The organism is Dyadobacter sp. CY261 (genome assembly GCF_021440085.1).
GTDB lineage: Bacteria > Bacteroidota > Bacteroidia > Cytophagales > Spirosomataceae > Dyadobacter.
This window is the reverse complement of record NZ_JAKCPW010000009.1, coordinates 353,518-367,079: the sequence shown is the minus strand read 5'-3', so window position 1 is coordinate 367,079 and position 13,562 is coordinate 353,518. Positions and strand designations below refer to the sequence as shown.

Genomic DNA, 13,562 nt, shown 5'->3' with positions numbered 1-13,562 from the left:
GATGATACTTGGATCAAACCTGGTAAAGTAGGTAGCCGCCACAATTTTAACAAACAAAAAGCATCCCCTCAAAAGGATGCTTTTTGCGTTTATAGCTATTCACGTCGCGTGGATTCCCGGACGATCAGTTCGGTAGGTAACGAGATTTCCTGTGTAGGATAGGTTTGCTTCTGTATATGTTTTATTAATATCTCGCAGCTGGTTCGACCGATTTCATAGGCAGGTTCGGCGATGGTCGAGAGAGAAGGAGATATGATTTTTGAGGTAGGATCATTTGTAAAACCTATAATTCCCACTTCATTTCCAACAGCTATATGATGTTCTCGCAGCCAAAGAATGGCACCGATTGCTTTTCGATCATTCACTGAGAAGATCGCATCCGGCTTAGGATCGCTTTGGAACAATGTACTTACATCCTCGCGCCCATTCTCGTCGCTGAAACCGGAGTGAATAATTCCGTAGGACTCCAGGTTATGCTTTTTCAGTGTGTCAATATAGCCTTGCCTGCGCTGCTGGGTAAGGTTCAGGCCATATGGACCGGCCAGATGCGCAATTTTGCTATATCCCTGAGAGATGAGATGCTCGGTAGCTACACAAGCACCGGTATAGTCATCTTGTACGACCATCGACGTTTTTATCGAATGCGGTACACGATCGAAGAAAACCAAAGGCATGTCGGCTTCCAGTAGTTCTTCAAAATGGCTGAAATCGACCGTTTCGCAAGTAATGCAGGCAAGGAGACCGTCAACACTGCTCAACGACAACTCCCGAACAACTTTTGTTTCCCAATAAGCGGAATCATTTGTCAGATATAACATTACCTGATAATTTTTCTCCAACGCGTATTCCTGAATCCCTGTAATTACCGTGGAGAAATAGTAGTTGGTAATTGCCGGGATGACCACTGCAATTTTATGTGTTCCGCTTTTGACCAGCCCGGTTGCATTGAAATTAGGCCGATAGTTCATTTTTCCGGCGGTATCAAGTACTAGCCTCCTGGTTTCAGCACTTACATCGTATGTGTCCCTCATCGCCCGCGAAACCGTCGCCACAGATATTCCGAGTTCTCGGGCTATGTCCTTGATGGTAGTCAATCTCTTTGTCATCGAGCAAGTCGCTTCACGGCGTTGGAATAAAATTCTAGTTTCGATAACGTTCTCGCTACTATTTAAGGCAAATATCTGGAATGCCGCTATAAATCATCGTAAAATTGTGCGATTGCAAATGTTTTTTTGGATTGTATACCGAATCAAGGCAAATGAAAAAGCGGGAATTTTTAAAAATAGCCGGTTTCGGTTCCATTGGGATGACCGGTGTATCGTCGGTTAGCCGAGCCGCAGGGATCGGCAGCTCTCCCAGCGGCCGGAAGCAACTGTTCAATATGAGCGGTTATGCCGCGCCTAAGATGGATGTTGTACGTATAGGGTATATCGGAATGGGTAATCGTGGTGGCGGAGCTATCAAGCGAATCGTCCATCTCGAAAGTGTGCAGGTAAAGGGTGTGGCTGATATTATACCCGAAAAAGCCAATAATGCAAAGAAGTTGCTGACTGACGCAGGCCATAGTCCGGTTGCGTACTCAGGCTCACCGGATGCATGGAAAAAGCTGTGTGAACGGGATGATATAGACCTGATTTACATTTGTACGCCCTGGAATCTACATACGCCCATGGCATTGTACGCAATGGAACATGGAAAACACGTGGCAACGGAAATCCCGGCTGCCACAACCGTTGAAGATTGCTGGAAATTGGTGGAGACGTCGGAGCGTACGAAAAAGCATTGCATGATGCTGGAAAACTGCTGCTACGATTTCTTTGAACTACTCACCCTGAATATGGCCAGACAACGCTACTTCGGAGAGATCGTCCATGTGGAAGGAGCGTATATTCACGACATTTTCGAGTCACTTTTTGAAAAGGATAAGCGCTTCGATCTTTGGAGATTAAAGGAAAACCAGCGCAACGGGAATTTATATCCTACTCATGGGCTTGGCCCCGTCGCCCAAGTGCTCGATATCAATAGAGGCGATAAAATGGATTATTTGGTATCCCTGAGCAGTAATGATTTTATGCTGCAAGCGAAGGCCAACGAACTGGCAACGAAAGATCCTGACTTTAAAAAATACGCTGGCAAGTCATATCGTGGCAACATGAATACCACCACTATTAAAACAGCGAAGGGGAAGACAATCATGCTGCAGCACGACGTATCTTCTCCCCGACCCTACTCCCGTCTGCACTTGATTAGCGGAACCAAGGGTGCCGCACAGAAATATCCATTGCCCGAGGATGGGACATCGGGCCGCATTTCGCATGGGCATGAGTGGGTTAAACCGGAAGAATTTAAGGCATTGGAACAGAAGTACCAGCCAGAGATCATCAAACGGGTGGGGGAACTAGCCAAGAAAGTGGGTGGACACGGCGGAATGGACTTTCTCATGGACTGGCGGCTGATTGACTGCCTGCGGAACGGATTGCCATTGGATCAGGACGTATATGACGCGGCTTCATGGAGTGTTATTTCACCTTTGAGCGAATGGTCGGTGGCCAACAGATCCAATTCCATTGATATTCCCGATTTCACAAGCGGTTCATGGAAGAAAAACAAGCCCGTGGATGTAGCACTGAAAGAGGGTGGTAATACAGAAGTAAAATCATAAGCGAAATGAAAGTCATTATTTCCGAGACAAAGGAAGAACTTGGTCAAAATGCCGGCGCATATGCGGCAACGATTATTAGAGAGACGTTGGGCAGGCAGGGATATGCCAATGTTATTCTGGCGACAGGTACCAGCCAGTTTGAAACACTAAATCAGTTAACTACCGAGAGGGACATAGCTTGGTCGAAGGTTACGATGTTTCATTTGGATGAGTATATCGGACTTCCCGCAACGCACCCGGCGAGTTTTCGGAAATATCTGTCGGAACGCTTTTTATCCCAGGTAGCCCCGTTAAAGGCAGTATACCTTATCAACGGCGAAAATGACCTGAATACAGAACTTGCCTTTCTTGCAAAACATATCGGTGAGCACCCCATTGATCTGGCATTGGTCGGAATCGGAGAGAATGGACATTTGGCATTCAACGATCCGCCAGCAGATTTTGATACCGAATCCCCATATCTCGCTGTGTACCTCGACGAACCGTGTCGGCTTCAGCAAATGGGGGAAGGTTGGTTTACGTCGCTGGAAGAAGTGCCTTTGCAGGCAATCAGCATGTCGGTGCGGCAAATTATGCAGTCGCGGCATATCATATGCTCAGTACCTGACGAGCGCAAGGCAGTGGCAGTGAAAAACAGCCTCGAGAATGAAGTAAGTAATGCATTCCCGGCAAGCATTCTGCAATTGCACCCCGATTGTACCTTTTTCCTCGACAAGGAGTCATCGGGTTTGTTATCCGAAAAGGAACTGGCTGGTGGAGACCGCAATGTAGAAATACCGAAATAGCGCGTGCATCACAGGTAAAAAGCAGTGGTACAGTTACTTCTATTTTAATAATCATCCAAACCCATGGAAGCACCATCTGTTGTTATTCAAAAAGAAGTAAAACCGGCTAATACTTCTGGGAGGCTGGCGTCCATCGATGCATTACGCGGGTTCGATATGCTGATGATCGCGGGTGGCGGGCAATTCATCGCCCTGCTGGGCGGGAAAACAGGTGTTCCATTCATCGATACTGTTGCCGCACAGTTTGAGCATCCTGCCTGGCATGGATTTACTTTTTATGATTTTATCTTTCCGTTGTTCCTGTTTCTAGCCGGAACTTCGCTCGCATTCAGCATTAAAGGCGGTTTGGTGAAGGGAATACCGCAATCGGTGATCATCAACAAGGTTTTCAAGCGGATGCTTATCCTTATCGCCCTGGGTATCCTCGATAAGAATGCACCGATGGATATTTTTGATCCCGCACATATACGTTACGGAAGTGTGTTGGGCAGGATTGGTCTTGCGACTTTCGTTTCGGCCATTTTGTATATGAAGTTCGATTTTAACCAGCGGGTTTACATTGCGATGGGCATTCTGGTAGTGTACTATCTGACGCTCATCCTCGTTCCCGTTCCCGGCTTCGGTGCCGGAGACCTGTCTTTTGAAGGCAATTTGGTAGGATGGGTCGATCGTAATTTTATGCCGGGTAAATTAAGACAAGGCACTTACGACGAACTCGCACTGCTTACCCAATTTCCCGCAATATGTCTCACCATTTTTGGTACCGTAGCGGGAGATTTGTTACTGAACAAAGATAATGCAGGATCGAAACTTAGGAAGCACTTTTCATTTGGTACAGCGGGTATCATTATTGGATTAGCTTGGAATCTTGTTTTTCCAATTAATAAGCACCTCTGGTCGAGCTCTTTCATTATGTTGACTTCCGGAATGGCCTTCGCAATGCTCGCCATTTTCTACTGGATCATCGATGTGAAAGGTTGTCAGAAATGGGCCTTTTTCTTTCGGGTTATTGGTTTAAACTCGCTGGTCATCTATCTGGCAGTCCGCTTTGTGGATTTCAACGCATCCTCACGCTTGCTTTTTGAAGGGATTTACAAACATGCGCCTGAAAATTGGCATGAGGTTTACAACGCGCTGGGCGGTTTCGTGCTGGTTTGGCTCTTCCTCTACTTTTTATACCGGAACAAAATATTTGTCAAAGTGTAGCCTATGGAAACGGACCGCAATGCTGGTGAAATGACGAGAAGATCTTTTTTAAAGAACAGCGCCGGTTCGGTCGCATTATCGATGGTAGCTGGTGCCCCGGTGGCCGTGGCAACATCTTATCTTAGTACAGATAGTCATCACATTCCTTCTATGGCATCGGAAAAAAGCCTGATTGGCGCTTATGGTCCCTGGGCTGCGTCGCTGCTTCCCGCAATTCCACCACTCTCATTTCGGAATAGTAAATGGAGTAACCTCGCAAAATGGCATAAGGAAGCATTAGCCAAGACTCTGGATACAGTTTCGGCACCTCCTAAACCAGATTTGCCGAAGGTTACCGTGAAGAAGAAATATACTTACGATGGCCTGGATATCGAAGAACTGACATGGCAATTGCCCTATGGAAGGGCTACCGAAGCAGTTTTGCTCAAACCTGCCGGTTCTGTCAAACCTTTGCCGGGCATTCTGGGACTTCACGATCATGCCGGGATGAAATATTTCGGTCTGCGAAAGATCGTCAAAACCTCGGACGATCAGCATTCGATACTGAAAGAACATCAGAAAACGGACTATGGCGGCCGAGCCTGGGCCAATGAGATCGCAAAGCAAGGTTATGTGGTGCTAGTGCATGACACTTATGCTTTTGGTAGCAGAAGAGTTCATTATGAGGACACGAAAGGATTGAATTGGGGCGCGGTGAGTGCGGAAGGTAAATCCGATGCTGACCCTGAAAAAGCCGAAAATATTCGCGCTTATAACGAATGGTCATCTGAACACGAGCATGTGATGTCCAAGTCGCTGTTCTCGGCCGGAACAACTTGGCCAGGTGTTTTTCTCACCGAAGACCAGGTAGCATTGGATATTTTAGCCAGTCGGAAGGACGTGGACCCTAACCGGCTCGGTTGTGGCGGTCTTTCCGGAGGCGGCTTACGGACGGTGTACCTGGCTGGTCTCGATCCGCGCATTAAGTGCGCCGTTTGTGTTGGTTTTATGACCACCTGGAAGGATTTGGTTCTAAATAAATCATTCAACCACACCTGGATGACTTACACGCCTCTACTACCCAAATACCTGGATTTTCCGGAGATTCTGGGACTGAGAGTGCCATTACCTACATTAGTTTTGAACAACAATCAGGACGAGCTGTACACACTTTCCGAAATGAAGAATGCGGACGCCATTTTAACTGAAGTATTTAAAAAAGCAGGCGCTTCCGACAAATACAAAGCCAGCTTCTACGACGGACCTCATAAATTTGACGCCGATATGCAGAAGGAAGCATTTGCGTGGTTCAGGAAGTGGCTTTGAGATAAATTTCCGCCCAGCGCAGATCTTCCGGAGTTGTGATTTTGATATTCTCGTAAGCACCGTCGATAAGCTGGATGTTGTAGCCCCAGGCTTCGAGGACGCTTGCACAATCGGTAAACGATTCCTGATAATCCGCTGTAAATGCCGCCCGCATCCATGTCGCCCTGAATGTCTGTGGTGTTTGAATAAGTCTGAACAGCGTGCGGTCCATTGCCTTATTGCCTTCATTTTGTCCCACAATCCGGATTGAATCTTTTAGTGGTACACTCGCAACTGCTGTACCCTGTAATGCTGCACTTTCGAAGCTTTGTGCGATGATTTCGCGGAAAATGATGGGCCTTACGCCGTCGTGAACGGCAATCAAGCATTCTCCCGGGTCGGTAATGCGGTTCAATCCGTTTTTGACAGAATGAAAACGGGTTTTGCCACCGGCTACCAACTGATGGGCAATGTCAAAATTATGGTGCAGGCACAAATCATTCCAGAATGGAAATTGATCGGCAGGCAGCACCACGATAATGCGCAGGTTCCGGGAATAGCCCGCAAACGCCCGGATCGTATGCATCAGCACGGGAAGACCGTTAACCGGTAGGAATTGCTTAGGTATATCGCTTTTCATGCGGCTTCCGCTGCCGCCCGCCACGATGATCACATATTCTTGCATGGGATCGAAATACGAACAAAAATGGTCATTTACGGCTCAGGACGGTGGTCGCTGATCATAAATGACCATTTAGATGGGTGGGTTGTATATTAGATAATCAGCATCGCATCGCCGTACGTGAAGAACTTATATTTCTCCTTGATAGCGAGATCATATGCTTTCATGACCAGGTCAAAACCTCCGAAGGCACAAGCAGCCATCAAGAGGATCGATTCGGGTAATTGGAAATTCGAGAGTAATGCATTCGCGATTTTGAAGTCGTATGGAGGGAACACGAACTTGTCGGTCCAGCCTTCTACCGGTTTCAAATGACCGCTTGCAGATACCGACGATTCAATGGCCCTCAATGACGTGGTACCTACTGCGCAAATGCGTTTTTTCCCATCAATCGCCTTGTTAACGAGCTCAGAGGTACTTTGTGTAATGCGGTAATTTTCTGAATCCGTTTTATGCTTGGTCAGATCCTCTACGTCCACAGTCCGGAAAGTACCAAGACCTACGTGTAAAGTAATCGGGGCAAAGCTAACACCTTTAATTTCCAGGCGTTTCATAATCGCTTTCGTGAAGTGCATCCCGGCTGTTGGAGCGGCAACGGCACCTACATGTTCTGCGAATATCGTTTGAAAACGCTCGCGGTCAGCATTTTCGACCTTACGGCGTGAGATGATTTCGGGAGGAAGCGGGGTTTCGCCCAACTCGTCGACCAGCTTCATGAACGCATCATTGTCTCCATCATATAGAAAACGGATAGTCCGGCCACGTGAGGTTGTATTGTCGATCACCTCGGCAACGAGGTCGCTATCGCCAAAATAGAGCTTGTTACCTACACGTATTTTACGCGCAGGGTCAACAAGAACGTCCCAAAGCCGCATTTCGCGGTTCAGTTCGCGCAACAGGAAAACTTCTATCTTAGCACCGGTTTTTTCTTTCTGGCCAAACAAACGTGCCGGAAATACCTTCGTATCGTTGATGGCCATTACATCGCCGTCTTCGAAATAATCGATCACATTGGCGAATGTTTTATGTTCAATTTCTCCTGTTTTTCGGTGAACGACCATCAGGCGGGATTCTCCACGGTCGGAAGGATGAAGTGCGATTAAACTCTGGGGAAGATCAAACTTAAATTCGGATAGCTTCATAGCTGGATATTCTGTGAATGTCTTTGGTCGTAGATAATGTCAAAAAGAAACGGGTAAAGCCCGTTTATGACGGATTCCGGCACTTAATGCAACTGAATTATAGCAATTACTAACTAGATAGCATCTCCTATCAAAGAAAATTGGGCATTAGGATTACTTACGGTAGTTTCAAATTGCCCAAAAATTTGTATAGAGAACCCTTATCTAAAATAAGACCGCAAAAGTAGGAATTTTTTTAAAAAATTTCAAGAATTCAGCTAGTTTTAACGCGAGATATATTGCCGTGCTTTCCATTTCGATGGATTAACGTTCGCTATCTCATTTTGAACGGGTTCGGTTTCCCGCGACGAGCCGTTCAAAAGCGCCGAAAGCAGTGCGGCCATCCCTGCTATTTCACGATCGGTATTTGTATTTAACAAATCCGCGTGAAAATGTCTCGTTACGAAATTGGTGTCGAAACGGCCACTCACGAATGCTTCGTGCTGCATTACAAACCGGCAGAATGGAAGCGTGGTTTGCACACCCGTGATCTGGTATTCGTCAATGGCTCTGATCATTTTCCGGATTGCTGTTTCGCGGTTCTCGCCGTATGTAACGAGCTTGGCAATCATTGGGTCGTAATATATAGGGATTTCCATGCCCTGTTCGAAACCGTCGTCCACTCGAACGCCATTGCCATCCGGTTTAATGTAAGTGGACAACGTGCCGATATCGGGCAAAAAGTGGTTCGCAGCATCCTCCGCATACACCCTGATTTCAATGGCATGGCCACTGATGTGCAAATCGTCCTGCTGAAAAGTAAGCGGCTGGCCCTCGGCGATCCTTATCATTTCTTTTACGAGGTCCGTACCGGTGATCATTTCAGTTACCGGATGTTCGACCTGTAAGCGGGTGTTCATTTCGAGAAAGTAGAAATTTCTGTCCTCGTCCATGATAAATTCCACGGTTCCCGCGCCATAGTAGCCGCAAGAGCGCGCCACATCAACGGCACAGCGGCCCATTTCTGCCCGTATGTCAGGCGTAATGGAAATTGACGGTGCTTCTTCTACTACTTTTTGATGTCGTCGCTGGATCGAGCATTCGCGTTCAAACAAATGGACGATGTTGCCATGGTGATCGCCCAAAACCTGAATTTCGATGTGCTTCGGCGATGTAATGTATTTTTCGATAAAAACGGAGCCATCTCCAAATGCCGCCTGTGCTTCGCTCACAGCCCGGTTCATTTGTTCGTCAAATTCTGCTTCCTGATCCACAACCCGCATACCTTTGCCTCCCCCTCCTGCACTCGCCTTGATTAGGATCGGATAGCCAATGGCCAGAGCGACGCGTTTCGCTTCGTCGCGGTCGTCAATGGCATCCGGCGTGCCAGGTACCATGGGGATATTGTAATGCGACGCGGCTTGCTTAGCAGCCAGCTTACTGCCCATGATCTCAATCGATTCCGGCGACGGACCGATGAAAATCAGTCCCGCATCTCTGACTTTCCGGGCAAACCCTGCATTCTCGGACAGGAACCCGTAGCCAGGATGGATGGCGTCCACACCCAGGTCATGGCAGACTCCCAGGATTTTGTCGGTATTGAGATAAGATTCCGACGACGGCGCCGGCCCTATACAAACTGCCTCGTCGGCATACCGAACGTGCGGGGATTTTCGGTCGGCTTCGCTGAATACGGCCACGGTTGCAATATTCATTTCACGCGCGGTACGCATAATGCGTAGCGCGATTTCGCCACGGTTGGCAACCAGGATTTTTTTGATCTGGGGCATTTGAACAGGTTAGGATCGTAATAGCATTGTCGATAATGTTCAAAAGCATTCATTTCAGCCTCGCCTACTCGCTAAGTTTAAACTGCTTTTATACCGAAGAATCATTACAACACTACCGCAGGATTTTTAGAGGGTATGTCACCGATTTATATAGCGCAGAGGCGTTGTAGTTTTGGTTTCAACCAAACTGATAAGATCATGTTGACAACACCCACGAAACATTATTTTCTGAAGTATGCAAACTTTCTCGCGCTCTTGCTGCTCACTGCTGCGTGCACCGACCATGAACCTCAGCCAGAGACCGATCCATTGCCGGTCGCGGCGGTGAATGAGCGGTTGTTGCTGGAGTCTACCCAATTCTATCCTACCAAAGCAATAGAATACAACCCAGATAAGACCGTAAAGAAATTTCAGATTGGACAAGCGGGAAATGTCATTGATGTCGCATATACGTCAACCACCGTCATTTACTCAATGAGTCTTAACGGGAAGATTGTTAATAAGTATGTATACGAAATGGAGAATAAAGTGGCTAAGAAGGTCACGTTTTATCAGGTAGACAACAATGGGAACGAGATTAGCATTTTAACGGTGGCTTATTCGTATAAGAAAGGAAAGCTTTTCAAGGAAATTTATTCAGGGGAGGCAGAAGGCTATATAGAGCACTATTACGATGATCTTAACGAGAACTTAAAGTATTCACAATCTTTTGATAAAAATGGGGTGCCTGAGACTAAGACGACGTTTGAGTATACCAATCAAATAGACAAATCCGGATCGCTCACACAAGATCAGGATCAATCGAATGGCTTTATGGATGGCACACTTTTCCCTAGAAAATTTAAATATCTCATTAAAAAAAGGATTATGGAAGGCGCTTCTCCCTTGAAGTCTGATTTTACCTATGTCCTGGATCAGCAAGGGTACGTAACAAGTGGGACAAGGACCGACGACAATGGAGATGTAACAAATTGGACCAACACCTGGCAATAACACTCCGAATACATTACTAATATCTCTACCTTCATCGCGAATCCCGGCGTTACTGCCGGGATTTTTTGTTGGTGGGAAAATGCCCGATTCATTGATAGGCATATGGCCTCATTTTTGCTATTTTACTAACTTACCGTAAGTTGCAATGACAACGGTCTTTTTATGTTACATGTAAATTCGTTATTTTTGCATTTATCTAACATTTAAATCATCAGTTACCCACATAAAATAAGAGAGAGTGGATATTTTCGAGAAATTGCGTCACAACTCAGGTCCGATCGGGAATTCGGCCAAAATGCTGAACAGCCACCATTATTTTTCGTTCCCGATACTGGAAGGAGAACTTGGTCCGCGCATGAGGTTTATGGGAAGGGAAGTGCTGAACTGGAGTCTCAACAATTATCTGGGTTTAGCGAATCATCCCGAAGTCCGCAAGACGGACACCGAAGCCGCCGCCAAATGGGGCCTCGCATATCCGATGGGTGCCAGGATGATGTCAGGAAATTCGACCTTGCATGAGATTCTTGAAAAGGAACTGGCGCAGTTTGTCGGTAAAACCGATGCATTCCTGCTCAACTATGGTTACCAGGGCGTCATGTCCGCAATCGAATGCCTTTGCGACCACCGCGATGTGATCGTGTACGACGCCGAGTCGCACGCCTGTCTGATCGACGGTATCCGTCTGCACAAGGCCAAGCTGGGCGAATACTACAAGTTCAACCACAACGACATGGTGAGCCTGGAAAAGAACCTCATCCGTGCCACAAAACTGGCGGAGGAGAAAGGCGGTGGTGTGTTGGTCATCACCGAGGGCGTTTTCGGTATGTCGGGCAAGGTAGGAGATTTAAAAGCGATCGCCGAACTTAAAAAGAAATATAATTTCCGCCTGCTCGTAGACGACGCGCACGGCTTTGGTACCATGGGTGAAACCGGTGCCGGCGTAGGAGAGCTGCTGGGTGTTCAGGACGACATTGACTTGTACTTCTCGACATTCGCGAAGTCTATGGCTGCTATTGGCGCATTCATCGCCTCCAACGATCCTGAGATTATCATGTTCCTTAAATATAACATGCGCTCACAAACCTACGCGAAGGCGCTTCCAATGCCCTACGTCGAAGGTTGTCGCAAACGTCTGGAGATCATCAAGCAAACGCCTGAGCTGCGCTCAAAACTTTGGGAGAATGTAAAAGCAATGCAGGACGGTCTTCGTAGCCGCGGATTCAATATCGGCGAAACCGAATCGCCTGTAACACCAGTGTTCCTGCACAGCGAAGGCGGGGTGCCTGAGGTTACCCGCATGGTACGCGACCTGCGTGAGAATATGGGTGTCTTCTGTTCGATCGTTGTTTATCCCGTTGTACCGAAAGGGCAAATCATGCTGCGTATCATCCCAACCGCGGCGCATACTTTGGACGACGTTGAGTACACGCTGAACGCATTTACGACGTTGGCGGATAAACTTAAAAACAGGGTTTATCAGAGCGACGCGATACAGGAAGTCGTGGAATAGTTATAAAAACGCGTTTTTTCGCGTGCTGAGGGCTTTTTTCGGAAAGCCCTCTTTTTTTGCTCCTTCCAAACAATAAAAGTTATTAAATGTAACTCATTGTTATAGAGCTGTTTATATAGAATCGTGTATTTAATTGTATTTTAGAAGTGTTTTTTTTTGTTTTTTGGGTTGCTAAAATGGTTTTAATTATTAAATTTCGGTCAAAACATGCGTTTTTAGCGTGTGAGAGGCATTTTTTAAACTAAAAAAACACAGGAAAACATGGCAAGATTCGATGATGTAAAGGACTTGATTCTTTCACTGGAAGGCGATTTCGATAAGTTTTATAACAAAGGCAATCAGGCTGCTGGGACGCGTGTTCGTAAAGGCATGCAGGACCTGAAAACGTTGGCTCAGGACATTCGCTCTGAGGTTCAGAACAAGAAGAACGCAGGCGAGTAATCACGAAGCACACGGAAGATTTTAGAGCCCCGGCGGATACCGTCGGGGCTTTTGCTTTTCCTTAGAATTTCTCCTCGTTGATCATCGTGGCAATTCCCCGAACAGCGACCTTTTTAGTCGTCGCATCGTAAATCTCCGTGGAAATTTCAGCAATGTGCTTCGCTGGATTAATAGAAACAATCTTGAAAACAGCGCGATATTCGGTGTCAACAAACATCGGACGGAGGAATTCGACAGCTTGTTTAAGGTAAATGGAGCCGAATCCAGGGAATTGTGTGCCAAGAACCTTGGTAAAAACGGTAATGCCCAACATGCCGTGAATGATCGGTTTTTTGAATTGCGTTGTGGCAGCATATTCGGCGTCGAGGTGGACGGGATTATTATCGCCGGTCAGATCGGCAAAGGCCTGAACCTGTTCCTGTGTGAATTTAAAAAAATGGTCGAATGTCGCATCGACGACGGGTTCTATTTGCATAGCTCGCGAATAACTTTAATGGAACTTCAAAAATACGCCTAAAACGCAAAAAAGCCGCCTGGCGGTAGGCGGCTTCTTGTTTTGAACCTGTTTTTACCTATTCTTCTACATCCTCGGTAAGCACCACCACTCCGTCGGTTTCTTCCGAGATTCCGTCCAGGCTTTTGGTGACCCTGGAGTTATTGCGTTTATTTTTAAACTTCTTAACCTGCATTTTGAGCGTATCGATCGCCAGATCGGTGGCTTCTTCGAAAGTAGTCCCCTGCTCCTTCACAAACACGGTTCCGCCGGGCACGTAAAGCTTCACTTCCAGGAGCTTGGTCTGTAATTTGGTATTGTCATTTTTGGCGAGCTTAAGGAATACCTCTCCGCTGGTGATCCGGTCATAAAACGTATCCAGTTTATCCAATTTTTGCTGAATGAAAGTCAGTAGTTTGGGATCGGCATCAAAGTGAATTGCTTGCATCTGCAGTCTCATAAGCACACATCATTTAGTTGTAAAACAATATTTCCAACCGCCTTCGCGATTTTCAGACCGGAGTTGTATTCATCTTCGGATAGTTATAAAATAGGTGCTATCCGGGCTGATCTCCTGGTTAAATCTGCCTTAACG

General features: G+C 46.7%; 13 protein-coding genes. 7 read left to right on the top strand and 6 right to left on the bottom strand.

Annotated elements, in window-relative coordinates; genetic code table 11:
* Nucleotides 1-95: 95 nt before the first annotated feature.
* Nucleotides 96-1,106 carry a LacI family DNA-binding transcriptional regulator gene (locus tag LZD49_RS24870; RefSeq protein WP_234670387.1) on the bottom strand — a complete coding sequence of 337 codons (1,011 nt, stop codon included), beginning with the start codon at nucleotides 1,104-1,106 and terminating at the stop codon, nucleotides 96-98.
* Between the two features lie 152 nt (nucleotides 1,107-1,258).
* Here LZD49_RS24870 and LZD49_RS24865 point away from each other — a divergent pair, with 152 nt between their 5' ends.
* The 4 genes from LZD49_RS24865 to LZD49_RS24850 all read left to right on the top strand — a co-directional run bounded on the left by LZD49_RS24865 (nucleotide 1,259) and on the right by LZD49_RS24850 (nucleotide 5,958).
* Entirely contained in the window at nucleotides 1,259-2,662 is a 1,404-nt protein-coding gene (locus LZD49_RS24865) for a Gfo/Idh/MocA family protein (RefSeq protein ID WP_234670386.1), read from the top strand.
* Nucleotides 2,663-2,667: 5 nt separating this feature from the next.
* Nucleotides 2,668-3,447 carry a glucosamine-6-phosphate deaminase gene (locus LZD49_RS24860; RefSeq protein WP_234670385.1) on the top strand — a complete coding sequence of 260 codons (780 nt, stop codon included), beginning with the start codon at nucleotides 2,668-2,670 and terminating at the stop codon, nucleotides 3,445-3,447.
* Between the two features lie 63 nt (nucleotides 3,448-3,510).
* Nucleotides 3,511-4,653, top strand: coding sequence for an acyltransferase family protein (locus LZD49_RS24855; RefSeq protein WP_234670384.1), 1,143 nt, complete (start codon nucleotides 3,511-3,513; stop codon nucleotides 4,651-4,653).
* A gap of 3 nt (nucleotides 4,654-4,656) precedes the next feature.
* Nucleotides 4,657-5,958: a hypothetical protein gene (locus LZD49_RS24850; RefSeq protein WP_234670383.1), complete on the top strand. Its 1,302-nt coding sequence runs from the start codon at nucleotides 4,657-4,659 to the stop codon at nucleotides 5,956-5,958.
* Here the strand turns inward: LZD49_RS24850 and LZD49_RS24845 are convergent.
* The 3 genes from LZD49_RS24845 to accC form a co-directional block, all read right to left on the bottom strand.
* Nucleotides 5,942-6,622, bottom strand: a complete 681-nt coding sequence (locus LZD49_RS24845) for a 2-C-methyl-D-erythritol 4-phosphate cytidylyltransferase (protein ID WP_234670382.1) — start codon at nucleotides 6,620-6,622, stop codon at nucleotides 5,942-5,944. The two genes, LZD49_RS24850 and LZD49_RS24845, sit on opposite strands and share 17 nt — an antisense overlap.
* Nucleotides 6,623-6,711: 89 nt before the next feature.
* Nucleotides 6,712-7,761 carry a tRNA preQ1(34) S-adenosylmethionine ribosyltransferase-isomerase QueA gene (gene queA, locus LZD49_RS24840; RefSeq protein ID WP_234670381.1) on the bottom strand — a complete coding sequence of 350 codons (1,050 nt, stop codon included), beginning with the start codon at nucleotides 7,759-7,761 and terminating at the stop codon, nucleotides 6,712-6,714.
* Between the two features lie 263 nt (nucleotides 7,762-8,024).
* A complete protein-coding gene (gene accC, locus LZD49_RS24835; protein WP_234670380.1) occupies nucleotides 8,025-9,530 on the bottom strand; it encodes an acetyl-CoA carboxylase biotin carboxylase subunit in 1,506 nt (501 codons plus the stop codon).
* A gap of 198 nt (nucleotides 9,531-9,728) precedes the next feature.
* Here accC and LZD49_RS24830 point away from each other — a divergent pair, with 198 nt between their 5' ends.
* The 3 genes from LZD49_RS24830 (at nucleotide 9,729) to LZD49_RS24820 (ending at nucleotide 12,474) form a co-directional block, all read left to right on the top strand.
* Entirely contained in the window at nucleotides 9,729-10,523 is a 795-nt protein-coding gene (locus LZD49_RS24830; protein ID WP_234670379.1) for a hypothetical protein, read from the top strand.
* A 238-nt stretch (nucleotides 10,524-10,761) separates the two neighbouring features.
* Nucleotides 10,762-12,033, top strand: coding sequence for a pyridoxal phosphate-dependent aminotransferase family protein (locus LZD49_RS24825; RefSeq protein ID WP_234670378.1), 1,272 nt, complete (start codon nucleotides 10,762-10,764; stop codon nucleotides 12,031-12,033).
* Between the two features lie 261 nt (nucleotides 12,034-12,294).
* Complete coding sequence (locus LZD49_RS24820) at nucleotides 12,295-12,474, top strand: histone H1 (RefSeq protein ID WP_234670377.1); 180 nt, start codon at nucleotides 12,295-12,297, stop codon at nucleotides 12,472-12,474.
* Between the two features lie 61 nt (nucleotides 12,475-12,535).
* On the opposite strand, the gene LZD49_RS24815 is transcribed toward LZD49_RS24820, so the two are convergent.
* Nucleotides 12,536-12,949: a MaoC family dehydratase gene (locus LZD49_RS24815; RefSeq protein ID WP_234670376.1), complete on the bottom strand. Its 414-nt coding sequence runs from the start codon at nucleotides 12,947-12,949 to the stop codon at nucleotides 12,536-12,538.
* A gap of 97 nt (nucleotides 12,950-13,046) precedes the next feature.
* Entirely contained in the window at nucleotides 13,047-13,427 is a 381-nt protein-coding gene (gene hpf, locus LZD49_RS24810) for a ribosome hibernation-promoting factor, HPF/YfiA family (RefSeq protein ID WP_234670375.1), read from the bottom strand.
* Between the last annotated feature and the right edge of the window lie 135 nt (nucleotides 13,428-13,562).

What these genes read in the sequence shown, in the direction of transcription:
- LZD49_RS24870 (WP_234670387.1), bottom strand. Translation starts at nt 1,106, where the DNA reads ATGACAAAGAGATTGACTACCATCAAGGACATAGCCCGAGAACTCGGA.
- LZD49_RS24865 (WP_234670386.1), top strand. Translation starts at nt 1,259, where the DNA reads ATGAAAAAGCGGGAATTTTTAAAAATAGCCGGTTTCGGTTCCATTGGG.
- LZD49_RS24860 (WP_234670385.1), top strand. Translation starts at nt 2,668, where the DNA reads ATGAAAGTCATTATTTCCGAGACAAAGGAAGAACTTGGTCAAAATGCC.
- LZD49_RS24855 (WP_234670384.1), top strand. Translation starts at nt 3,511, where the DNA reads ATGGAAGCACCATCTGTTGTTATTCAAAAAGAAGTAAAACCGGCTAAT.
- LZD49_RS24850 (WP_234670383.1), top strand. Translation starts at nt 4,657, where the DNA reads ATGGAAACGGACCGCAATGCTGGTGAAATGACGAGAAGATCTTTTTTA.
- LZD49_RS24845 (WP_234670382.1), bottom strand. Translation starts at nt 6,622, where the DNA reads ATGCAAGAATATGTGATCATCGTGGCGGGCGGCAGCGGAAGCCGCATG.
- queA (WP_234670381.1), bottom strand. Translation starts at nt 7,761, where the DNA reads ATGAAGCTATCCGAATTTAAGTTTGATCTTCCCCAGAGTTTAATCGCA.
- accC (WP_234670380.1), bottom strand. Translation starts at nt 9,530, where the DNA reads ATGCCCCAGATCAAAAAAATCCTGGTTGCCAACCGTGGCGAAATCGCG.
- LZD49_RS24830 (WP_234670379.1), top strand. Translation starts at nt 9,729, where the DNA reads ATGTTGACAACACCCACGAAACATTATTTTCTGAAGTATGCAAACTTT.
- LZD49_RS24820 (WP_234670377.1), top strand. Translation starts at nt 12,295, where the DNA reads ATGGCAAGATTCGATGATGTAAAGGACTTGATTCTTTCACTGGAAGGC.
- LZD49_RS24815 (WP_234670376.1), bottom strand. Translation starts at nt 12,949, where the DNA reads ATGCAAATAGAACCCGTCGTCGATGCGACATTCGACCATTTTTTTAAA.
- hpf (WP_234670375.1), bottom strand. Translation starts at nt 13,427, where the DNA reads ATGAGACTGCAGATGCAAGCAATTCACTTTGATGCCGATCCCAAACTA.